The sequence below is a fragment of the Streptomyces sp. NPDC058086 genome, from assembly GCF_042885015.1.
Classification (GTDB): domain Bacteria; phylum Actinomycetota; class Actinomycetes; order Streptomycetales; family Streptomycetaceae; genus Streptomyces.
On the sequence record NZ_JBHVST010000075.1, the window covers coordinates 1 to 19,451 of the forward strand.

Sequence of the window (19,451 nt, forward strand, 5' to 3'; positions counted from 1 at the left end):
TTTACCCACCGCGGCTCCCACGGGCCCGCCCCCCGCCATCTACGGCACCCAGCCCCACAACCCCGTCCGCGGCCCCAACCAGGGCGCCTCGACGGCCACGGAGCCAAGTCGCTCGACGCATCGCGCCAGTGTGGCTGACGATCCGTCAATTATGAAGGGTCGAGCAGGGGGTCTCAGTCGGAGATCAGGCCCTCGCGGAGCTGGGCCAGGGTGCGGGTGAGGAGGCGGGAGACGTGCATCTGTGAGATGCCGACCTCCTCGCCGATCTGCGACTGGGTCATGTTGGCGAAGAAGCGCAGCATGATGATCCGGCGCTCGCGGGGCGGGAGTTTGGCGAGCAGCGGCTTCAGCGACTCGCGGTACTCGACGCCTTCCAGGGCGGTGTCCTCGTAGCCGAGGCGGTCCGCGAGGGAGCCCTCGCCGCCGTCGTCCTCGGGGGCCGGGGAGTCGAGGGAGGAGGCCGTGTAGGCGTTGCCGACCGCGAGGCCGTCGACGACGTCCTCCTCCGACACGCCCAGGACCGCGGCGAGTTCGGCGACGGTCGGGGAGCGGTCGAGCTTCTGGGAGAGCTCGTCGCTGGCCTTGGTGAGGGCCAGGCGCAGCTCCTGGAGGCGCCGCGGGACGCGGACGGACCACGAGGTGTCACGGAAGAACCGCTTGATCTCGCCCACGACCGTCGGCATCGCGAACGTCGGGAACTCCACGCCGCGTTCGCAGTCGAAGCGGTCGATCGCCTTGATCAGGCCGATGGTGCCGACCTGGACGATGTCCTCCATCGGCTCGTTGCGGGAGCGGAAGCGGGCTGCCGCGTACCGCACGAGCGGGAGGTTGAGCTCGATGAGGGTGTCCCGGACGTAGGCACGCTCGGGACTGTTCTCGCCGAGTGCGGCGAGCCGCAGGAACAGGGAGCGGGACAGGGTGCGGGTGTCGATGGCTCCCGAGGTCTCGGGGGCCGCCGGGACGGCTTCGAGGGCCGGAGCGGCATCGGGGGCCGGGAGGGCCGGGACATCGTGAAGCGCGTCGGGCGCGGATTCGCTCTTCGTGAGCGTGAGCACCTTCGAGCTGCCCTGGTCTGCGGACATGCCACCCCCTTTGGGTCGCGGACGGTAGCGGCGGACGCTCCCGTCGGAGGAACGCAGCCTCCACCTGAATACCGGAGGCGGGGCTGCGCCAAACGCTCTTCCGGCAGAATGTCACATGTCGGCAACACGCTGTAGTGACATGTCGACATGGAGGGGGTGAATCGGCCCTGGAAAAGGGGGGTCTGACGGTTTTTCAGCGCTGAACTGTCGGAAAAGGAGACGTTGAGCGATTCGCTCTTGTCGGTTACGCCTCGATCCTGTTTGCGGATCGCAGCCGTGCGAAGCTCCGGGCGAGCAGCCTTGACACATGCATCTGGGAGACTCCCAGCTCGGCACTGATCTGTGACTGCGTCAGATTGCTGTAGTAGCGCAGGAGAAGGATCCGCTGCTCGCGCTCGGGCAGTTGTACGAGGAGATGGCGGACGAGGTCACGGTGTTCGACTCCGTCGAGGGCCGGGTCCTCGTAGCCGAGCCGGTCGAGCAGTCCGGGCAGCCCGTCACCCTCCTGGGCGGCTTCGAGGGAGGTCGCGTGGTACGAGCGTCCGGCCTCGATGCAGGACAGCACCTCCTCCTCGGTGATGCGCAGCCGCTCGGCGATCTCGGCGGTCGAGGGGGAGCGCCCGAAGGCCGTCGTCAGGTCCTCCGTCGCGCTGTTCACCTGCACCCACAGCTCGTGCAGTCGGCGGGGTACGTGGACGGTGCGGACGTTGTCGCGGAAGTACCGCTTGATCTCGCCGACGACGGTCGGCATCGCGAAGGTCGGGAACTGCACGCCCCGGTCGGGGTCGAAGCGGTCGATCGCGTTGATCAGGCCGATGGTGCCGACCTGGACCACGTCCTCCATCGGCTCGTTGCGGGAGCGGAAGCGGGCGGCCGCGTACCGCACGAGCGGCAGGTTCGCCTCGATGAGCGCCCCACGTACGCGGTCGTGCTCCGTGGTGCCCGGCTCCAGCGTCTTGAGCTGGCCGAAGAGCAGCTGCGTGAGGGCCCGGGTGTCGGCGCCGCGGCGTCGCTCAGGGGTGACGCGTTCGTGGGCGATGTGCTCAGGGGCGATCTGCTCGGGGGTGACGCGTTCCTGGGCGATGGGTTCCGTGGTGATGTGTTCCTTGGGGATTTCCTGTGGCGGTGCTTGAGGCGCAGTACTGGCCGGCACGGTCAACTCCACCTCCATGATCCGTCAGATCCATCAACTCATCCGTCAAAAGCGGTCATAGCATCACAAGACATGTGCACTGTGTGCAAGCACCGGATAACCCCGTGTTGAACAGGATTTAGGGAGAGTTGGGGCATAAGAAGCGGAAAAGCCCCCCACCGGTTTCCGGCGAGGGGCCCAGAGCGCGTCGGCTCGGATCGGTTCAGAGCGGATAGTCGGCGATCACCCAGGTCGCGAACTCGCGCCACAGCGCGACGCCCGCCTGGTGTGCGGGATGCTCCAAGTACCGCTTCAGGGCGTCGGAGTCGTCGACCGCGGAGTTGATCGCGAAGTCGTACGCGACGGGCCGGTCGGTGATGTTCCAGCCGCACTCCCAGAACCGCAGCTCGGGGATCTGATCGCCGAGCGCGCGGAAGGCGGCCGCGCCCTCGACGACGCGGGGGTCGTCACGCTCGACGCCTTCGTTGAGCTTGAAGAGGACCAGATGGCGGATCACGGGTACTCCCTGGTGGTACGGGCCGTGCGGGGGCGGCCGATCAGTTCTTGGCCCCGTCGGCGATCCACGTCATGAAGTCGCCGATGGACCGGGCGGCGGTCGAAATGCCCTCGAACCCTATCTGGACGTAGTCGGCCGCCTTCGCCGGATCCGTGATGATCACGTACAGCGCGAAGACCACGAGTATGTAGATGGCGATCTTCTTCGAATTCACCGCCATCGCGGCCTCCCTGTGACTGCTGCGCCCACTGGGCCCCCTGTGCCGGCGGCGAGTGTAACCTTCACCCCACTTTTTTGGACCAACGGCCCGCTGGCCGAGGTCCTTTGCCGTACGCACGAAGGGCCCCGTCTTGCGACGGGGCCCTTCTCAAGCGGTAGCGGAGGGATTTGAACCCTCGGTGACTTGCGCCACACTCGCTTTCGAGGCGAGCTCCTTCGGCCGCTCGGACACGCTACCGAGGGAGACCCTACCCCAAGGTGGGCCATGGTCTGAAATCCGTTTCCCGCCGCCGGTCCCGCCGCCCCGTGGGGTCAGCGGTCGCGGAAGAAACGGGTGAGCAGACTCGCGCACTCGTCATCGAGTACGCCCCCGATCACCTCGGGGCGGTGGTTGAGCCGGCGGTCGCGTACGAGGTCCCAGACGGAACCGGCCGCGCCCGCTTTCTCGTCGCGGGCGCCGTAGACGACCCGGTCGACCCGGGACTGGACGAGTGCGCCCGCGCACATCGCGCAGGGCTCCAGGGTGACGACGAGCGTGCAGCCGGCCAGCCGCCACTCGCCGAGCCGCTGGGCGGCCCCGCGGATCGCGAGCACCTCGGCGTGCGCCGTCGGATCGCCCGTGGCCTCGCGTTCGTTGTGTCCGGTCGCGAGCACCGTCGTACCGTCCGTGGACAGCACGACGGCGCCGACGGGAACATCCCCGCCCTGGACGGCCCGGTGGGCCTCGTCCAGGGCGAGCCGCATCGCGGCCCGCCAGCGGTCGCGTACCGGATCTGCCGGATCTGCTGGAAAGGTCTCTTTTGTCGGGCTCACCCGGGAAATCTATCGGGCTCGCCCGGGAAACCGCCTCCCCCGGAAGCCGCGGGAGCCGGGACCTGCCTTCCGGATCGGGTCCTAGGACCTGTCCGGCGGATCAGGTCCTAGCGGACGGTCTCCAGGACCTCCGCCGCTCCCAGGGCTTCGGCGATCGTGCTGAGCGCGTCGCCTTCGTCCAGGGCGAGCAGTTCCTTCTCGCTCACACCGAGGTCGGCGAGGATCTCGCGGTCCCCGACGGGGCTGTGCGAGACGATCTCGCCGGAGACGCTCTCCTCCTCGTCGTCCTCGGAGTCGCTTGCGTCGTCGGGTTCACCGTCCTCGGTGCCGTCCAGGTCGAGGGAGTCCAGGTCGGCGTCGTCGTCGCCGGGCTCCCGTCCTAGTAGTTCGTCCGTGAGCAGGATCTCGCCGTACGAGCTGCGGGCAGCGGCTGCGGCGTCCGAGACGTAGATGCGAGGGTCCTCCTCACCGTCCACGCGGACGACGCCGAACCACGCGTCCTCCTGCTCGATGAGTACGAGCACCGTGTCCTCCTCCGAGGCTTCACGGGCCAGATCGGTCAGATCCGACAGGGTCTCCACATCGTCGAGCTCTGTGTCGCTCGCTTCCCACCCGTCTTCGGTGCGCGCGAGCAGTGCGGCGAAGTACACCGTGACTCTCCCACTGGTCATAGGCGTGCCGGTTGGGGGTCCCCCCGGCGGAGGTCGATTGGGCGGGGAGTGCTGCTCCGAGACCCCACCCACTCGGAATCGTGGCAGAAACAGAGCGTTCAGGGGACGTCTTCGGCCTGCTGTGTCTGCCTCTTTTGATCGCTACCAGCGGATCGTACGCGGCCCTCGGCGTCGTGTGTGCATGTCCCCGCCCTCACGGCGTGGGCGGATCACCAAGGAGCTGCAAAAGGAGCTACCAACGGAAGGTGCGCATGCGCATGGCGTGACGGAGGCGGGCGACCTTGGCGCGGCGGGGCTGGACGCGGTCGCGCAGCTCGCGCGCCTCGGTCAGGTCCCGGAGGAACTGGGCCCGGCGCCGCCGGCGCTCGGCGTCCGTCTCCGGCTGCCCGATCCGTTCGGCCGGTTCGGCTGGTTCGGCCCGTTCGGCCCGCCCGGACCGTTCGGATTGTTCGACGCGGCGAAGTCGTCCGGGCCGTTGGGCGGGTTCGGCCCCCTCGGCTCGTCCGAGTCGCTCCAGCTGCTCCGGGGACTCCTTTTCCCGGTCCGGCATAGGCCCACCACCCCAGGTCCGTCCCTACCGCTTTCCCCCTGACGGGCGGTTTGATGCCAGCGCGAGGGACACGGGGGCACGGCTACTGTTATGGGCATGCGTCTCCACGTCGTCGACCACCCCCTGGTCGCCCATAAGCTCACCACCCTGCGCGACCGGCGCACCGACTCCGCGACCTTCCGGCGGCTCGCCGACGAGCTGGTCACCCTGCTCGCCTACGAGGCCACCCGGGACGTGCGCACCGAGCAGGTCGACATCGTGACCCCGGTCGCCTCCACCACGGGCGTCAAGCTGTCCTACCCGCGCCCGCTGGTCGTGCCGATCCTGCGTGCGGGCCTCGGCATGCTCGACGGCATGGTGCGGCTGCTGCCGACCGCCGAGGTGGGCTTCCTGGGCATGGTGCGCGACGAGGAGACGCTCCAGGCGTCCACGTACGCGACCCGCATGCCGGACGACCTCTCCGGGCGCCAGGTGTACGTCCTCGACCCGATGCTGGCCACCGGCGGCACGCTCGTCGCGGCGATCCAGGAACTGATCAAGCGCGGCGCCGACGACGTCACCGCCGTGGTGCTGCTCGCCGCCCCGGAGGGCGTCGAGGTCATGGAGCGCGAGCTCGCGGGCACGCCGGTGACGGTCGTGACCGCGTCGGTCGACGAACGGCTCAACGAGCACGGTTACATCGTGCCGGGGCTGGGCGACGCGGGGGACCGGATGTACGGGGCGGCCGAGTAGGTTCCCGCACCTCGGCGGGACCTGCGACGGGCCTACGCGGGACCGTCGCGGCCCTATGGGGCCCTGAGCCGTCCCTTGGGCCCTCAGCGGTCTCACGAGGGCTGTCGGCGGCCCTACGGGGCTGCCGACAGCCCTCGCTGTTCTCGGCTGTTCAGCAGTTCTTCGGAGAGGCGGACGCGGCCGGCTGGGGCCCGGACAGGGTGGCCAGGGCCTTGTCGGCGTCCTCCTTCTTCGTGAGGCTCTTGAAGCTGGTGCCGATGATCAGGTCGACCCGGTCGGCCTGGGCGCGGCCGTCCGTCTTCACCTCGGCGCCGGACAGCTGCGTGCCCAGTACCGGCAGCGCGGCCTGTGCGGCCCCCTTGGCGCCGAGCAGTATCCCGGCGCCGTTGACCTTCTTGTCGTACGTGGCCGTCGCGTTGCCCACGTCACCGATGCGGAACCCGCGCTTCTTCAGCTCGTCCGCGGTCTGCTTGGCGAGCCCGCTGCGCGGCGTGGCGTTGAGGACGTTGACGGTGATCTGTCCGGGCCTGGGAAGGGTCCCGGCCGCGGTGGACGTCGTGGAGGCAGTGGACGCCGTGGTCGCTTTGGCCGACGGGCCGGCCTTGGACGTGCAGTCGTCCTTCGCACCGGCCGCCGTGGCCTTGTCGCCCTTGCCCGTGAAGACATCGATGAGCTGCAGGGTTCCCCACCCGATCAGCCCTAGCGCGGTGACGGAGGCGACGACCAGGAACACGAGCCTGCGACGCCCCCGGGGTCGGCGCATCCGTGGGTATTTGTCCCCCGTGATCCGGTACTGGCCGCCCATGCCAGGGGGAGTGAGCATGCTCATGGGCGCAGCGTAGTGTGCCGCGGCGGTGATTCCTACTAAATGATCATCGTTCGAGGCTCAGTCCAACCCAAAAGGGTCAACGAGCGGGGATCCCGGGCCGCGAAGAGGCTCTCGCGTCCCTGCGCCCGGTCTCGGCCGAGTCTGCCTCGGTCGAGTTCGTCTCGGCCGAAGTCGTCTCAGTCGAGTTCGAGCACACGCGCGTGGAGCACCTGGCGCTGTTGCAGCGCGGCGCGTACGGCGCGGTGGAGGCCGTCCTCGAGGTACAGGTCGCCCTGCCACTTCACTACGTGCGCGAACAGGTCGCCGTAGAACGTGGAGTCCTCGGCGAGGAGGGTCTCCAGGTCCAGCTGGCCCTTGGTCGTCACGAGTTGATCGAGGCGGACCGGGCGCGGCGCGACGTCCGCCCACTGCCGGGTGCTTTCCCGGCCGTGGTCGGGGTACGGCCGTCCGTTTCCGATGCGCTTGAAGATCACACGGAAAGCCTACCGGCCCAGACCTTCCGGGCGCAGCCATGGCGACGTAGTGCGACGCTGGAAAAGACGCCGTAAATCAGTGCAAACCGGGAACAGGGTCCTGATATGAGCGACAGCGAAGCACCTCCCGCGGTGGCACCCGAAGGTGTGAGCGGCGTCCGTGGGCTTTCCCAGGAGGCCCTGGAGATCGCCTCCGGTTACGCGTTCTCCGGACCCGCGCTCGACCTGGGCGCTCTGCTCTGGGACGGGCGGTGTCTGCCGGACGCACGGATCCGCATTCCGCTGCCCGTGCTCAACCGGCACGGGCTGGTCGCCGGAGCCACCGGCACCGGCAAGACCAAGACGCTGCAGCTGATCGCCGAGCAGTTGTCCGCGCAGGGCGTGCCGGTGTTCCTCGCCGACATCAAGGGTGATGTCTCCGGGATCTCGGCGCCGGGCGTGTCGAACGACAAGGTGCTGGCGCGTGCCCAGGAGGTCCACCAGGAGTGGACGCCGACCGCCTGCGCGGCCGAGTTCTACGCGCTCGGCGGCATGGGCAAGGGCATCCCCGTACGGGCGACGGTCACCAGCTTCGGCCCGGTCCTGTTGTCCAAGGTGCTCCAGCTCAACCAGACCCAGGAGCAGTCGCTCGGCCTGATCTTCCACTACGCCGACCAGAAGGGTCTGGAACTGTTCGACCTCAAGGACCTGCGGGCCGTCGTCACCTTCCTGACCTCGGACGAGGGCAAGGCGGAGCTGAAGGGTATCGGTGGCCTGTCGCCCGCGACGGCGGGCGTGATCCTGCGCTCCCTGACCGCCTTCGAGGCGCAGGGCATGAGCCCGTTCTTCGGGGAGCCGGAGTTCGACACGAGCGAGCTGCTGCGGACGGCTTCGGACGGGCGCGGGACGGTGTCCGTCCTCGAACTCGCCGAGGTCCAGGACAAACCGCAGCTCTTCTCGACCTTCCTGATGTGGATGCTCGCCGATCTCTTCCACGACCTCCCGGAGGTCGGCGACATCGACAAGCCGAAACTGGTCTTCTTCTTCGACGAGGCGCACCTGCTCTTCACCGACGCGTCGAAGGCCTTCCTGGAGTCGATCACCCAGACCGTGCGGCTCATTCGTTCGAAGGGAGTCGGCGTCTTCTTCGTGACGCAGACTCCGAAGGACGTGCCGTCCGACGTCCTCGCCCAGCTCGGAAACCGTGTCCAGCACGCCTTGCGTGCCTTCACACCGGACGACCAGAAGGCGCTGAAGGCCACGGTGAAGACCTTCCCCAACTCCGCGTACGACCTGGAGGAGGTCCTCACCGGCATCGGCACCGGGGAGGCCGTGGTGACCGTGCTGAGCGAGAAGGGCGCGCCGACGCCGGTCGCGGCGACCCGGCTGCGGGCCCCGCAGTCCCTGATGGGCCCCGTCGATCCGGCCGCGCTGGACCGGGCGGTGCAGGCGTCCCCGCTGTACGGGCGCTACGCGCAGGCGGTCGACCGCGAGTCCGCGTACGAGAAGCTCGCGGCGCGGGACGCGGCAGCCGCGCAGGCCGCCGCCCAGGCGGCTCCGGAGGCCGGGCGGGCGCCCGCGAAGGGCGGTGGCCGGGTGAAGGAGGAACCCTCGGTCGTCGAACAGGTCGTCGGCAGCGGCATTTTCAAGTCCCTGGCACGGTCGGTGGGCACGCAGATCGGCAGGGAGATCACCCGCTCCCTCTTCGGAACGGCTCGGCGCAGACGGTAGCCGCCAGCCGGTAGTTGGTAGTCGGTGTTTGTCAGCTGTCAGCTGTCAGCTGTCAGCTGTCAGCTGACAGCTGACAGGAAGTGAGGCGAGCGCCCCGCACGCGGTCGGGGCGCTCGCCTCGGTTTTCCCTCGGTTGTGCCTGGCCGTTGTGCCTAGCTGTTTCCATGCTCCTTGGGCGAGGGCGTCCGCGCCTGCCGGGCGTCCGGCGCGGGCCTGGACTCGGGCTGCGGCTTGGGCGTGTTGCGGACGGCTTCCGCGCGCAGGAGGGCGCGCAGGACCGCGTACGGGTCGGTGGTCATGACTGTGTCCTTGCGTTCGCTGGTTCACTGACTGGCTGGTGGGGACGGTCCGGAGGCCGGGCCGGGCCTGTCAGCAGCGCAGGACCACTGAGCGCAGGGCGTGCAGCGTGCGGGAGTGCGACGGCGGTACGCGACGGGGGCGGGGCGCCGGCTCCGGGCCGTCGGGAGCGGTCGGTGCGGGGCGCAGCGGGTTGAGGGGGCGGTGGTCCTGCCGGGCGGGCGGGCGAAGTGCCGTGTCGAGTACGTCGTGTTCGGCGCCACAGTCCGTTTCGGCGGAGGCCACGACGGGGGTCGGGGCGAGGGCGTCGACATGGGCGCCCGCCGCGAGGATCGTGACGACGAGGAGCGTCAGAACCCGCATCCACGCGTGCCGGTGCGACGGGCGCGGCCGACGGTGCGGAGAGGGGCTCATAGGAGGTCGTGTCCCCATCCGGAGTGGGTGGTTCATCGGGTCGGCGGCCAGGTCCGCCCTCATGGGCTACGGGTGAGGCGCGGAGTTGACGTACGGCGTGGACTCGTCGTGCGGTCAGACGACGGCCGGGATGTGCTTGGCGCGGCCGCGGATCACGAACGCGGTGATGATTTCCGTGACGCCCACCGCGATGAGCCAGCAGCCGCCGACGAGGGTGAGGACGGCGACCGAGGTGAACGGGGACACGATCAGGACGATCCCCGCGAGGAAGCTGACGATCCCGAGGAAGATCTGCCAGCCGCGGGCCGGCACGGTCGGGTCGGACGCGGCGGCCAGGGTCTGGGTGATGCCGCGGAACAGCCAGCCGATGCCGATCCACAGGGCGAGCAGGAGGGTCGACTGCATCGGGCCCCGGAAGCAGAACAGGCCGAGCAGGATCGAGAGGGCACCGCTGATGAAGGCCATGACGCGCAGCGAGGTCGCGACGTGGGTGCCGAAAGCGGCGACGAGCTGGAGTACGCCGCTGAAGAGCAGGTAGAGGCCGAAGAGCACGCCCGCGGCGAGCAGGGAGGCGCCCGGCCAGACCAGCACCAGCACGCCCAGGACGAAGGCCGCGATGCCGGCGAGCAGGACGGCTTGCCAGGCGCTGCGGGCGATGAGGTGCAGGGGGCCTTCGGGGGTGACGTGTGGCTCGCGGTCGTGGATGTGGCGGTCGTCGTACCGCGGGCCGTGGTGGGGAGCGTTCGGTACCTCACTCATGCTCCATGCTCTGGCCGGGCGGGGCCGCCCCGCCACCGCGGTGACCCATCCGACGGACCTGCGGTCCGCACCCCCGCTGTGGTGAGTTCGTCGGCTGCGGGTGGGCGGGGGCTGGTCGCGCAGTTCCCCGCGCCCCTAAAGCCTCCGGGTTGCCCGGTGTTCGAGGGGCGAGCGAATGGGGCTACTTGCCGGAGGCCTTCGCCTGGGCCTTCATTTCCTGTTTGTGGGCGCGGACCTTCGCCAGGGAGTCCGGGTCGGTGATGTCGGCGACGGAGCGGAAGGAGTTCGGCTCGCCGTACGCCCCCGCCGCCTCGCGCCAGCCCTTGGGCCGCACACCGAACTGCTTGCCGAGGAGGGCCAGGAAGATCTGGGCCTTCTGGGCGCCGAAGCCGGGCAGTTCCTTGAGCCGCCGCAGCAGTTCCTCGCCGGTCTTGACGCCCTCCCAGACCTTGGCCGCGTCCCCGTCGTAGTGCTCCACGAGGTACTGGCACAGTTGCTGGATCCGCTTGGCCATGGACCCGGGATAGCGATGCACGGCGGGCTTCGCGGTGAGCAGCGCGGCGAACTTCTCCGGGTCGTACACGGCGATCTCGTGCGCGTCCAACTCGTCCGCACCCATGCGCGAGGCGATCGTGCGCGGCCCCTTGAACGCCCACTCCATCGGCACCTGCTGGTCCAGCAGCATCCCGGTCAGGGCGGCGAGGGGACTGCGGCTGAGCAGCGCGTCCGCTTCGGGATCCTGGGCGATGTGAAGGCTGACGTCCATGCCTCGATGATCCCGCGTGAGGGTGCGGAACGCCTCTCAGGCCTCCGTGCGCCAGTAGCCCATGGCGTTCACCCGTTGCCTCGGGACGGAGAGTTCCTTGCGGACGTACGTCGTGAGGGCCCGGGTCGTGGTGGTGTCGCAGGCGATCCAGACGTAGGGGGAGGGCTGGCCCTTGAGGAGGTCAGCGAGGGACTCCTTGACCCGGGTGACGAGAGGGGCACCCCGGCGCGGGACCGGGCGCAGGTCGTGGAGTGCGGGGCGGGTGCGGAGCGGGAGCCCGTCCGTGCCGTGGTCCGTCTCGAACCAGATCGTCGCCGGGACCGTACCCACCGCCTCCAGGATGGAGTTGAGGGCGGGGAGGGAGGCCGAGTCGGCGACGGCGAAGACGTGGGACGGGGCCGGGTCCGGCTCCGTGAACGCGGTGCCGTGGACCGTGGCCTCGATGGTGTCCCCGGCCTTCGCCGCCCGCGCCCAGTCGCTCGCGCGCCCCTCGTGCAGTGCGAACTCCAGCCCGAAGGTGCCGTTCGCCGGGTCGGGGTCGACCAGGGTGTACGCCCGCTGGTGCGGCTTGCCCGCGTTGTCGAACCACAGCCGGACCCACATGGTCGGGTGGACTCCGGTCGCCGCGAGCATGCCGCCGTCGGTGAGGCGCAGGCGCCGGTAGCGCGGGGTGATGTCCTCGGCTCCGGTCACCGTGAACTCGAAGTTCTTGCCGCGCAGCAGCTTGAGTACCGCGCCTTCCCAGCCGTGCCCCTGGCCCATCGGCTCTCCACCCCTCGCGTACGATTTCGCCCCAATGGAAGTTAGGTTAGCCTAACCTGATAAAAGTGGGGATGGATTGTGACCGCCGAGCTCTACCGTGACCCTTGGGGGATCCCCCACCTGCGCGCCACCGGCGCCCTCGCCCTCGCCCGTGCCCAGGGTCGTGTCACCGCCCTCGACCGTGCCTGGCAACTGGAGGTCGAACGGCACCGCTCGCAGGGCACCTCCGCCGCGTTCCTCGGCGCCGAGGCCGTCGGCTGGGACCGGTTCGCACGCCGGGCCCGGCTCGACGACACCGCGAGACGTTGCTTCGCGGCGCTGGAGAGACGGGATCCGGAGACCGCCGACTGGGTCGTCGCGTACGTCGACGGGGTCAACGAGGCACTGGCCGAAGGCGCCAGGCGCGCACCGGAGTTCGCGGAGACCGGGCTTGCCCCGGGGCGCTGGGAGCCCTGGACCCCGCTCGGCGTCTGGCTCGGCGCGCACATCCTCTTCGCCGGTTTCCCCGCCAAGCTGTGGAGGGAGGAGGTCGTCCGCCGGATCGGACCGGAGGCCGTGGACCTCTTCGCCGCCGACGGTCCCGGCACCTCCGGCAGTAACGGCTGGCTCGTCACGGGCGAGCGGACCGGTACCGGGCAGCCGGTCATCGCGGGCGACCCCCACCGCTTCATCGAGGACCCCGGCGTCTACCAGCAGATCCACCTCTCCTGCCCCGAGTTCGACGTCGTCGGCCTCGCCGTCCCCGGCGTCCCGGGCATCGCCCACTTCGCCCACACGGGCACGGTCGCCTGGGCCATCACCAACGCGATGGCCGACTACCAGGACCTGTACCGGGAACGACTGCGACGCGTCGGACCCCAGGGACCGGAGGGCACGGACAGATGGGAGGCGCTCGACCCCGACGGGGAGTGGCGGGCCATCGCCCGGCACATGGAGACGGTCGAGGTGGCGGGCGGTGAACCCGTCGAGGTCGAGGTCGTCGAGACCCCGCGCGGACCGGTCGTCATCGGGGGAGCGGAGACGACCGAGGGCGTCGAACCCATCAGCCTCCGCTACCCGCCCCGCGTCACCGAAGACCTCGGCTTCAGCGCGCTCCTCCCCCTCCTGCGGGCCCGCGAAGTCGCCGACGTCGACCGGGCGTTCGACCACTGGGCCGAGCCCGTGAACGTCGTCCAGGCCGCCGACACCGAGGGCGGCGTACTGCACCGGGTCGCCGGCCGGGTCCCGCTCCGCGGCGCGGACAACCGCACCCGGATCGTCGCCGCCTGGGAGCCCGGGCACGAATGGCTCGGCTGGCACGAAATGCCGTACGGGACGGTCGAGGACGGCGTCGCCGTGATGGCGAACCAGCGCGGTCCGGCCACCCCGCTCGGCGTCGAGTTCGCCCCGCCGCACCGTGCCGCCCGGATCCGACAGCTCCTCGGCGAACGGCCGAAGTGGTCGGCCCAGGACATGGCGGACATCCACATGGACACCCATCTGGCCTCCGCCGCACCCCTGATGGGCCACCTCGCCGCCCTCGACGGACTCGGCATCGAGGCGAAGGCCCTGCGCGACTGGCTGCTCGGCTGGGACCGCCGGATGACGGCCGACAGCATGGCGGCGGCCGCCTACTCCGCGGTGCGCGGCGCGGTCGTACGGCGGCTCGCCGCGCACCCCGCCTTCGCCGCGCTGGCCGACCCGCCCGCGTACCCCGAGGTCTTCCGCCCCTGGCTCGCCCTCCTCCCCCGCGTCGGCTTCGCCCTCGAACACCTGCTGAAGGCCGAGGAGTTGTACGGCATCGACCGCGCCGCCCTCGTCCGCGAGGCCGTCGAGGAGGCGGCCGCGCAACCGCTCGGCGTCTGGGGCGACACCCACCGCCTCGCGCCCTGGCGCGCGCTCACGACCACCTTGTACGACGAACCGGGGCTCTCCGGAGACCACGACTGCGTGCTGTGCACCTCGACGGTCCCCGGCCTGACCGACCTGAGCGCGCGCGGCCCGGCGGCCCGTTACGTCTGGGACCTCGCCGACCGCGACCAGAGCCTCTGGGTGGTCCCCTTCGGCGCCTCGGGGGTCCCGGGCTCGGCCCACCACCGCGACCAACTCCCCTTGTGGCTCAAGGGAGAACTGGCCCCGGTCGTCACCGACTGGAGCCGGCTGACACAGGAGCAGGAGACAGAGAAGGTTGAGGACGACCATGAGCAGTGAGCCGTACGACGCCGACCGCGAGGCCGTGCACGAGTACAAGATCGACGGCTTCGGGACCGTGCGCGTCCTGCCCGTCGACCCGCACGCCGACCTGGACGTCATTCACCGCTGGGTGAGCGAGGAGCGTGCCGTGTTCTGGGGCATGAACGGGCTCACGAAGGAGCAGGTGCTGGAGACGTACGTCCACCTGGACTCGCTCGACACCCACCACGCCTTCCTCGCGGTCAAGGACGGCGAGCCCGCCGCGCTCTTCCAGACGTACGAGCCCGAGGCCGACCGGGTCAGCGAGTGCTACGCCGTCGAGCCCGGCGACATCGGCGTCCACCTGCTGATCGGCCCCGCGGGGTCCGGCGGTGGCCGGGCGGGCTGGTCGTCCGCGCTGCTGACCGCGTTCACCGTGTACGTGCTGATCGGCCTCGACCGGCAGCGGGTCGTGGTCGAACCCGACGCGCGCAACGAGAAGGCGATCACGCGCCTGGTCCGGCAGGGCTTCGTACCCGGCCCGGAGATCGTGCTTCCCGAAATCGACCTTCCCGAGGTCTACTTGCCCGAGAAGCGGGCCCGGCTGGCCTTCCTGACGCGGGAGGCGGCCCTCGCAGGGGTTTCCCCGCTGGGCTCGTCGGCGGGTTCCCCGGTGGGCTCCTCGCCGGGAGAGTGAGCACGGCGCCGGATTCGTCCGTACGTATCCGTGACTCTGGAAATGCGGAGCCCGCTCAGGCCTGTGCGGACGCCGCGGAGACGACGGAGACGGCGTGTGAGCGTACGCGGAGGCGGACAGCGGGACCGACGGCGCGGCCGACGGCGGATCGCCCAAGGGCTCGCACTGCTCGGCACGGTGCTGGTCCTGCTGCTCTTCGGCGGTGTCGGCGGCGCGTCCGCCCACGCCGCGCTGACCGGCACCGATCCGCAGGACGGCAGCGTGCTGAAGACGGCGCCCACCGAGGTGACGCTGTCCTTCAGCGAGTCCATCGGGCTCCTCGACGACTCCTTCCGCGTGCTCGACCCGGACAACCGGCGCGTGCACACCGGCGATCCGGGGCACGCGGGCGACCGTTCCGACACCGCCCGTGTGACCCTGCCGAAGGGCCTGGGCACCGGCACCTTCACGGTGGCGTGGCGAGTCGTCTCGGCCGACAGCCACCCGGTCTCCGGCGCCTTCACCTTCTCCATCGGCAAACCCTCCGCGACCGCCCCGCCCGTCCTCGTCGACGCCTCCGGGAACACCGTCGCGGGCACGTTCTACGACACCGCCCGCTACTTCGCGTACGGCGGCCTGGCCCTCCTCATCGGCGCGGCCACCTTCGTCCTGGTCTGCGGGTTCCCGGGCCCGGTGCGGCGACTGCTCCTCATCGGATGGTGGATCCTGGCCGGGTCCACCGTCGCGCTGCTGCTCCTGCGCGGCCCCTACGAGCGCGGCAGCGGCCCGGCGGACGCCTTCGACCCGTCCGTCCTCAGCGAGACCCTGACCAGCAGGCCGGGACTGGCCCTGCTGGCGCGGCTGGTGCTGCTCGGGGCGGCGGTGTTCTATCCGGTACGCGAGCAGGCGCGGGGGCGGGCCGTCCTCGCGCTCGGCGGGCTGCTCACCGTCTCCCTCGCCGTCACCTGGGCCGTCGCCGAGCACGCGTCCGCCGGGATCCAGGTCCCCGTGGCGATGGTCTCCTCCGTACTGCATCTGCTGTCCATGGCGGTCTGGCTGGGCGGCCTCGCGGCCCTGCTCACCGCGCTGTACCGGTCGGCCGAGCCGCTCCCCGCGGCCGTCGTCAACCGCTTCTCCCGCCTCGCCCTCGCCTCGGTCACCGTCCTGGTCGTCACCGGCGTCTACCAGTCCTGGCGCGGCCTCGGCTCCTGGGACGCGCTCACCTCCACCTCGTACGGCCGACTTCTCGTCGCCAAGCTGGTGGCGGTGCTGGTGCTGCTGGCGGGGGCGGGGGCCTCGCGGCGCTGGACCGGGCGGCTGATGCTCGCGGCGGAGGAGACAAGGACAGCGGCGCCGGTGCCGGTGGAGGAACGGGTGCCGCAGACGGTGGGGGCCTCGGCCGCCCCCGCCGACGTACGGGTCGAGGAGGCGGCCGGCCCGTCGGACGGCGGCCTGTCGGACGGCGGCGCATCGGACGGCGGTGCATCGGATCCGGATCACGAGCCCTCCGACGGGACTTCCGACAAGAGCCCGGGCAAGGCTTCCGACGAAGCCTCGGGTCAGGCTTCCGACGAGGCCTCGGACGAGACCGACCGGTACCGGCGGGCGTTGCGGCGTTCGGTGCTGGTCGAGGTCGTCGTCGGCGTCGTCGTGCTGGTGATCACCACCCTGCTCACCGGCACCCAGCCGGGCCGCGCGGCCACCGAGGCCGCGGCGGCCTCCGCGATCGCGGCCGCCGGGGAGACCACGGCCTCGACGACGACGATCCCGTTCGACGTGGGCACGAAGGGCGGACACGGCAAGGTGCAGATCGAACTGACACCGAGCCGGGTCGGCGAGAACTCCGTGCAGGCCGTGATCTACGGCTCCGACGGCGGCTTCGCCACCGTGCCCGAGCTGCGCCTCACCTTCACTCTGGAATCCCAGCAGATCGGCCCGATCGACGCCGAGCTGGCGGACAAGGGCGGCTACTGGGCCGCGGACGGCGTCACCCTCCCGGTGGCCGGCACCTGGACCATGAAGGTCACCGTCCGCACCACCGACATCGACCAGGTCACGGTGTCGAAGACCGTGAAGATCGGCTGACGGGGCCACCGCGTCGGCTCACGGGGTCTGCTTCATGCCGTCGACGACGGCCCGCTTGAGGATCGCGCTGGTGAAGGTCACGGTGCCGGGCGTCATCAGGGCGTCCTCGCCGGTGCTCTGCTTCACCTGGACCGAGCGCTCGCCCAGGAAGACATGGGTCTTCTTGTCGAAGATCCACTCCTCGCGTTGACCGCTGGTCTCGTCCAGCCGGGCCACCGCGACTCCGTTCCGTCCCACCGCGTCCACCGCGTCGTCGACGACGACGACACCGGGGATCTTCGCGGCGGCCTTGAACAGCACCGGGTAGAGGTTCGCCGGGGGATAGCTCTCGCCGAGCAGGTCACCGATGGTCGTGAACGCCTCCTGGTCGGGCGAGTTGCCGTGGCCCTTGGTCTCCTTGTAGATCTCGGCCAGGAGCTGATCGGGGTCGGTGGTCAGCTTGGCCAGGTAGTCGTACGTGGGGTGGTTCAGGCCGCCGACCAGGGCGTTCCCCTGCTCGTCGGGCAGGCTCAGGGTCTCCCCCGCGGGGTCGTCGCTGGAGGCGGGGTCGATCAGCCAGCCCTTGGTGCCGTCGGGGGACTGCCAGACCTTGCGGGTGTGCAGCGCGTGGCTGGCGAGGCTGCTCTTGTCGTCGACGGTCTTCACGAAGGTGTCGGCCGTCTTGGACTCTATGTAGATGTACTGGCCGGGCTCGACGGCCGGGTGGCCGCCCTTGGTCTCGGCCGCCGCCAGTGAGATCTGGCCCAGCAGCTGGGGGACGCCCTTGGTGGTCGCGGCACCGATGTGGGTGGTGAGGGCGGGTCCGGTGGCGACACCGCCGTCCCTGACCCCGCCGCCGTCGTTCATCGCCACGACGGCGACGACCGTCCCGGCCAGCGCGGCGGCCAGCGCGGGCAGCGTGATCGCCGGACGCGGCAGCCTGGGCCGCCGGGTCCGCGCCGGGGCCACCGCCTCGGCGGCTGCCGTGCGCTCTTCCTGCTGGATCTGGTGAATCTGGGCCATCAGGCGCTCCTTGTGGAACTGGTGACGGCCCGCCGGGAGATCGCGCGCCGTGCGGGACAGGAGCTGCTGGGTGCTCTCGTCCCGCTCGGCCGGACTCTGCCGGGGCGTGTTCTCGTTCATCGGTTTCCTTCCTGTGCGGGCCGGATCACTTGGGTGCGATCGCCTGTTATCTGTCGGTCGAGGCGGCTGCCTTCCCGTCTTCCGCGAACTTTTTTCAGCGGCGGTCCGGGTTCTTGGCGCGCCGGTCCGGGGTCGGTGAGGGTGCGCAGCTTCTTGCGGGCGCGGGAGAGCCGGGAGGCGACCGTGCCGACCGGAATCCCCAGCGCCTCCGCCGCGGCCTCGTAGTCCAGGCCCTCCCCCAGGCAGAGCGCGATGACCTCGCGCTCCGGGGGCCGCAGCTTCGCGAGGGCGGCGAGGGCGGTCGCGAGACGGCGCCGGTCGTCGACCTGCCCGGCCACGTCCTCGGCGTGGTCGGGCACCGACAGCTCGGCCGCGGCGGCGGCCTGGGCCGCCTGCCGGTAACGCCGGTTGCTCCGGTACTGGTTGCGCGCGGTGTTGGTGGCGATGCCCAGCAGCCAGGGGCGCAGCGAGCCGCCCTCGGGGTCGACCCTCTCGCGCAGCCGCCATGCCTCCAGGAAGGTCGCGGCCATCACGTCCTCGGCCGTCGACCAGTCGGCGGTCAGCCGGAAGGCATGGTTGTAGACCGCGCGCGCATAACTGTCGAAGAGCTCCGCGAAGGCGCTCGATTCCCCGGCCCGTACCCGGGTACGCATATCAATGCTCACCCCTATGAGCTGTCCGGCACTCCACACCGACTTCCCGTGACCTGCGTCACACCCCGCCGTGTGCGGTTCAGGCCGGCGCGGCAAGGCGCGGAGCTCCGTGGAACACCTGTCGGGTGTGCCAGGTCCGGTGGTGCGCGGCGACGGGCGCGGTGCCCGGTTGGGGGCCGGTCAGCGGACGGCCCGCCAGCGCGATGACATGGTCGCGGGCCGCCGGGCTCCGCCCGACGAAGCGCTGCGACACCAGGATGCGGTGCCCGTCCCCGATGCCGAGGACGCCCTTGTCGAACAGCTTGTGGTGCAGCGAGCACAGGCACAGACCGTTGTCGATGTCGTCCGGCCCGTCGAACGCCCACCAGCGCACATGCGCGGCCTCCAGCCCGACCGGCACCGCCCCGATCCGGCCGTCGTACCCACAGAACGCGCACTGGTACTCGTACGCCGTCAGGACCAGCTCCCGCATCCGCGGGTCGCGCCGGCGCCGGTCCCGAGGCCCCGCGCCCGGCAGGGGCGCCGACCCCTCCGGCTCCCACTCCAGGCCCACGGCCTCGCACAGTTCGTCGTGGAGCGAGGGCGGGAAGTGCAGGTCGAGCAGGATCCGGGCCATCCGGCCGAGGAGCGCGGGCTCGCGTCGCAGCGCCGCCCGCAGCTCCGGCGCCAGCCGTCCCGCCGCGCCCGTCGACCGCAGTTCCCGCACCCCGCTGCCGGGGCTGCCGGGCCCGCGGTCGGTCCGCACCTCCCACACCCCGTCGCCGACCAGGTGGTGGAAGGGGTACGCCGGTGTCGTCCGGTTGGCGGGACCGTACTCGGCCAGCAGCCGCTTCAGGTCTTCCTCGACCGCGCTGTAGCGCAACTCGCCGTCGGCGTCCCGCTGGAACCGGCCGAGGGCGTAGAGGAGGAGCAGGGGCTTGTGCGGGGCGCGGACGCCGTTGCCGGTCCACTGCCTCAGCTTCGCCGCGCGCTCCAGCCAGTCCTCCATGACGGGTGATCGTACGGGTGCAGCCAACGCGGTCGCGGTCACCCTCTGAC

22 protein-coding genes and 1 tRNA gene are annotated in these 19,451 nt (G+C 70.8%); 5 read left to right on the forward strand and 18 right to left on the reverse strand.

Annotation, left to right across the window (positions count from 1 at the left end):
* Positions 1 to 173: 173 nt before the first annotated feature.
* The 8 genes from ACFVWD_RS39900 to ACFVWD_RS39935 all read right to left on the reverse strand — a co-directional run bounded on the left by ACFVWD_RS39900 (position 174) and on the right by ACFVWD_RS39935 (position 4,984).
* A complete protein-coding gene (locus tag ACFVWD_RS39900; protein WP_054235068.1) occupies positions 174 to 1,082 on the reverse strand; it encodes an RNA polymerase sigma factor SigF in 909 nt (302 codons plus the stop codon).
* A 244-nt stretch (positions 1,083 to 1,326) separates the two neighbouring features.
* On the reverse strand, positions 1,327 to 2,235 hold the full coding sequence (locus ACFVWD_RS39905) for an RNA polymerase sigma factor SigF (protein ID WP_389602876.1): 909 nt from the start codon (positions 2,233 to 2,235) through the stop codon (positions 1,327 to 1,329).
* A gap of 202 nt (positions 2,236 to 2,437) precedes the next feature.
* Positions 2,438 to 2,731: a Dabb family protein gene (locus tag ACFVWD_RS39910; RefSeq protein WP_389602877.1), complete on the reverse strand. Its 294-nt coding sequence runs from the start codon at positions 2,729 to 2,731 to the stop codon at positions 2,438 to 2,440.
* A 40-nt stretch (positions 2,732 to 2,771) separates the two neighbouring features.
* The gene (locus ACFVWD_RS39915; protein WP_389602878.1) at positions 2,772 to 2,951 is read right to left on the reverse strand and encodes a hypothetical protein; all 180 of its coding nucleotides are present in this window, start codon (positions 2,949 to 2,951) and stop codon (positions 2,772 to 2,774) included.
* A 152-nt stretch (positions 2,952 to 3,103) separates the two neighbouring features.
* Positions 3,104 to 3,188 (reverse strand) — tRNA-Ser (locus ACFVWD_RS39920).
* Between the two features lie 74 nt (positions 3,189 to 3,262).
* A complete protein-coding gene (gene tadA, locus ACFVWD_RS39925) occupies positions 3,263 to 3,694 on the reverse strand; it encodes a tRNA adenosine(34) deaminase TadA (RefSeq protein WP_389602910.1) in 432 nt (143 codons plus the stop codon).
* 176 nt (positions 3,695 to 3,870) lie between these two features.
* The gene (locus ACFVWD_RS39930) at positions 3,871 to 4,413 is read right to left on the reverse strand and encodes a hypothetical protein (protein WP_389602911.1); all 543 of its coding nucleotides are present in this window, start codon (positions 4,411 to 4,413) and stop codon (positions 3,871 to 3,873) included.
* Positions 4,414 to 4,666: 253 nt separating this feature from the next.
* Positions 4,667 to 4,984 carry a hypothetical protein gene (locus ACFVWD_RS39935; protein ID WP_389602916.1) on the reverse strand — a complete coding sequence of 106 codons (318 nt, stop codon included), beginning with the start codon at positions 4,982 to 4,984 and terminating at the stop codon, positions 4,667 to 4,669.
* Between the two features lie 96 nt (positions 4,985 to 5,080).
* Here ACFVWD_RS39935 and upp point away from each other — a divergent pair, with 96 nt between their 5' ends.
* Positions 5,081 to 5,716, forward strand: a complete 636-nt coding sequence (upp, locus tag ACFVWD_RS39940) for a uracil phosphoribosyltransferase (protein ID WP_101403573.1) — start codon at positions 5,081 to 5,083, stop codon at positions 5,714 to 5,716.
* 151 nt (positions 5,717 to 5,867) lie between these two features.
* On the opposite strand, the gene ACFVWD_RS39945 is transcribed toward upp, so the two are convergent.
* Entirely contained in the window at positions 5,868 to 6,521 is a 654-nt protein-coding gene (locus ACFVWD_RS39945; protein WP_389602912.1) for a LytR C-terminal domain-containing protein, read from the reverse strand.
* A gap of 200 nt (positions 6,522 to 6,721) precedes the next feature.
* Positions 6,722 to 7,018, reverse strand: a complete 297-nt coding sequence (locus ACFVWD_RS39950; RefSeq protein ID WP_003999914.1) for a type II toxin-antitoxin system VapB family antitoxin — start codon at positions 7,016 to 7,018, stop codon at positions 6,722 to 6,724.
* 105 nt (positions 7,019 to 7,123) lie between these two features.
* Here ACFVWD_RS39950 and ACFVWD_RS39955 point away from each other — a divergent pair, with 105 nt between their 5' ends.
* Positions 7,124 to 8,728, forward strand: a complete 1,605-nt coding sequence (locus ACFVWD_RS39955) for a helicase HerA-like domain-containing protein (RefSeq protein ID WP_389602879.1) — start codon at positions 7,124 to 7,126, stop codon at positions 8,726 to 8,728.
* A gap of 152 nt (positions 8,729 to 8,880) precedes the next feature.
* Here ACFVWD_RS39955 and ACFVWD_RS39960 read toward each other — a convergent pair whose 3' ends face one another.
* The 5 genes from ACFVWD_RS39960 to ACFVWD_RS39980 all read right to left on the reverse strand — a co-directional run bounded on the left by ACFVWD_RS39960 (position 8,881) and on the right by ACFVWD_RS39980 (position 11,726).
* Positions 8,881 to 9,027: a hypothetical protein gene (locus ACFVWD_RS39960; protein ID WP_389602880.1), complete on the reverse strand. Its 147-nt coding sequence runs from the start codon at positions 9,025 to 9,027 to the stop codon at positions 8,881 to 8,883.
* Positions 9,028 to 9,097: 70 nt separating this feature from the next.
* Positions 9,098 to 9,388: a hypothetical protein gene (locus ACFVWD_RS39965; RefSeq protein ID WP_389602881.1), complete on the reverse strand. Its 291-nt coding sequence runs from the start codon at positions 9,386 to 9,388 to the stop codon at positions 9,098 to 9,100.
* Between the two features lie 165 nt (positions 9,389 to 9,553).
* Positions 9,554 to 10,198 (reverse strand): HdeD family acid-resistance protein, encoded by a 645-nt coding sequence (locus ACFVWD_RS39970; protein WP_389602882.1) that lies wholly within the window; start codon positions 10,196 to 10,198, stop codon positions 9,554 to 9,556.
* Positions 10,199 to 10,379: 181 nt separating this feature from the next.
* Positions 10,380 to 10,964 (reverse strand): HhH-GPD-type base excision DNA repair protein, encoded by a 585-nt coding sequence (locus ACFVWD_RS39975; protein WP_389602883.1) that lies wholly within the window; start codon positions 10,962 to 10,964, stop codon positions 10,380 to 10,382.
* A 36-nt stretch (positions 10,965 to 11,000) separates the two neighbouring features.
* Complete coding sequence (locus ACFVWD_RS39980) at positions 11,001 to 11,726, reverse strand: siderophore-interacting protein (protein ID WP_389602884.1); 726 nt, start codon at positions 11,724 to 11,726, stop codon at positions 11,001 to 11,003.
* Between the two features lie 78 nt (positions 11,727 to 11,804).
* Here ACFVWD_RS39980 and ACFVWD_RS39985 point away from each other — a divergent pair, with 78 nt between their 5' ends.
* Genes ACFVWD_RS39985 through ACFVWD_RS39995 form a run of 3 tightly spaced genes read left to right on the forward strand, consistent with a single transcriptional unit; the run spans position 11,805 to position 16,638 of the window.
* The gene (locus ACFVWD_RS39985; RefSeq protein ID WP_389602885.1) at positions 11,805 to 13,916 is read left to right on the forward strand and encodes a penicillin acylase family protein; all 2,112 of its coding nucleotides are present in this window, start codon (positions 11,805 to 11,807) and stop codon (positions 13,914 to 13,916) included.
* Positions 13,906 to 14,574 carry a GNAT family N-acetyltransferase gene (locus tag ACFVWD_RS39990; RefSeq protein ID WP_389602886.1) on the forward strand — a complete coding sequence of 223 codons (669 nt, stop codon included), beginning with the start codon at positions 13,906 to 13,908 and terminating at the stop codon, positions 14,572 to 14,574. Before ACFVWD_RS39985 ends, ACFVWD_RS39990 begins: the two co-directional genes overlap by 11 nt.
* A 42-nt stretch (positions 14,575 to 14,616) precedes the next feature.
* A complete protein-coding gene (locus tag ACFVWD_RS39995; RefSeq protein WP_389602887.1) occupies positions 14,617 to 16,638 on the forward strand; it encodes a copper resistance protein CopC in 2,022 nt (673 codons plus the stop codon).
* Between the two features lie 18 nt (positions 16,639 to 16,656).
* Here ACFVWD_RS39995 and ACFVWD_RS40000 read toward each other — a convergent pair whose 3' ends face one another.
* From ACFVWD_RS40000 to ACFVWD_RS40010, 3 genes are all read right to left on the reverse strand, one after another.
* Positions 16,657 to 17,760 (reverse strand): CU044_5270 family protein, encoded by a 1,104-nt coding sequence (locus tag ACFVWD_RS40000; protein WP_389602888.1) that lies wholly within the window; start codon positions 17,758 to 17,760, stop codon positions 16,657 to 16,659.
* A complete protein-coding gene (locus tag ACFVWD_RS40005; RefSeq protein ID WP_389602889.1) occupies positions 17,757 to 18,413 on the reverse strand; it encodes an RNA polymerase sigma factor in 657 nt (218 codons plus the stop codon). Before ACFVWD_RS40005 ends, ACFVWD_RS40000 begins: the two co-directional genes overlap by 4 nt.
* A gap of 79 nt (positions 18,414 to 18,492) precedes the next feature.
* Positions 18,493 to 19,401 carry a phosphorothioated DNA-binding restriction endonuclease gene (locus tag ACFVWD_RS40010; protein ID WP_389602890.1) on the reverse strand — a complete coding sequence of 303 codons (909 nt, stop codon included), beginning with the start codon at positions 19,399 to 19,401 and terminating at the stop codon, positions 18,493 to 18,495.
* Between the last annotated feature and the right edge of the window lie 50 nt (positions 19,402 to 19,451).

What these genes read in the sequence shown, in the direction of transcription:
- ACFVWD_RS40010 (WP_389602890.1), bottom strand. Translation starts at nt 19,401, where the DNA reads ATGGAGGACTGGCTGGAGCGCGCGGCGAAGCTGAGGCAGTGGACCGGC.
- ACFVWD_RS39975 (WP_389602883.1), bottom strand. Translation starts at nt 10,964, where the DNA reads ATGGACGTCAGCCTTCACATCGCCCAGGATCCCGAAGCGGACGCGCTG.
- ACFVWD_RS39990 (WP_389602886.1), top strand. Translation starts at nt 13,906, where the DNA reads ATGAGCAGTGAGCCGTACGACGCCGACCGCGAGGCCGTGCACGAGTAC.
- ACFVWD_RS39980 (WP_389602884.1), bottom strand. Translation starts at nt 11,726, where the DNA reads ATGGGCCAGGGGCACGGCTGGGAAGGCGCGGTACTCAAGCTGCTGCGC.
- ACFVWD_RS39970 (WP_389602882.1), bottom strand. Translation starts at nt 10,198, where the DNA reads ATGAGTGAGGTACCGAACGCTCCCCACCACGGCCCGCGGTACGACGAC.
- ACFVWD_RS40000 (WP_389602888.1), bottom strand. Translation starts at nt 17,760, where the DNA reads ATGAACGAGAACACGCCCCGGCAGAGTCCGGCCGAGCGGGACGAGAGC.
- ACFVWD_RS39915 (WP_389602878.1), bottom strand. Translation starts at nt 2,951, where the DNA reads ATGGCGGTGAATTCGAAGAAGATCGCCATCTACATACTCGTGGTCTTC.
- ACFVWD_RS39955 (WP_389602879.1), top strand. Translation starts at nt 7,124, where the DNA reads ATGAGCGACAGCGAAGCACCTCCCGCGGTGGCACCCGAAGGTGTGAGC.
- ACFVWD_RS39995 (WP_389602887.1), top strand. Translation starts at nt 14,617, where the DNA reads ATGCGGAGCCCGCTCAGGCCTGTGCGGACGCCGCGGAGACGACGGAGA.
- upp (WP_101403573.1), top strand. Translation starts at nt 5,081, where the DNA reads ATGCGTCTCCACGTCGTCGACCACCCCCTGGTCGCCCATAAGCTCACC.
- ACFVWD_RS39960 (WP_389602880.1), bottom strand. Translation starts at nt 9,027, where the DNA reads ATGACCACCGACCCGTACGCGGTCCTGCGCGCCCTCCTGCGCGCGGAA.
- ACFVWD_RS40005 (WP_389602889.1), bottom strand. Translation starts at nt 18,413, where the DNA reads ATGCGTACCCGGGTACGGGCCGGGGAATCGAGCGCCTTCGCGGAGCTC.
- ACFVWD_RS39900 (WP_054235068.1), bottom strand. Translation starts at nt 1,082, where the DNA reads ATGTCCGCAGACCAGGGCAGCTCGAAGGTGCTCACGCTCACGAAGAGC.
- ACFVWD_RS39965 (WP_389602881.1), bottom strand. Translation starts at nt 9,388, where the DNA reads ATGCGGGTTCTGACGCTCCTCGTCGTCACGATCCTCGCGGCGGGCGCC.
- ACFVWD_RS39935 (WP_389602916.1), bottom strand. Translation starts at nt 4,984, where the DNA reads ATGCCGGACCGGGAAAAGGAGTCCCCGGAGCAGCTGGAGCGACTCGGA.
- ACFVWD_RS39945 (WP_389602912.1), bottom strand. Translation starts at nt 6,521, where the DNA reads ATGGGCGGCCAGTACCGGATCACGGGGGACAAATACCCACGGATGCGC.
- tadA (WP_389602910.1), bottom strand. Translation starts at nt 3,694, where the DNA reads ATGCGGCTCGCCCTGGACGAGGCCCACCGGGCCGTCCAGGGCGGGGAT.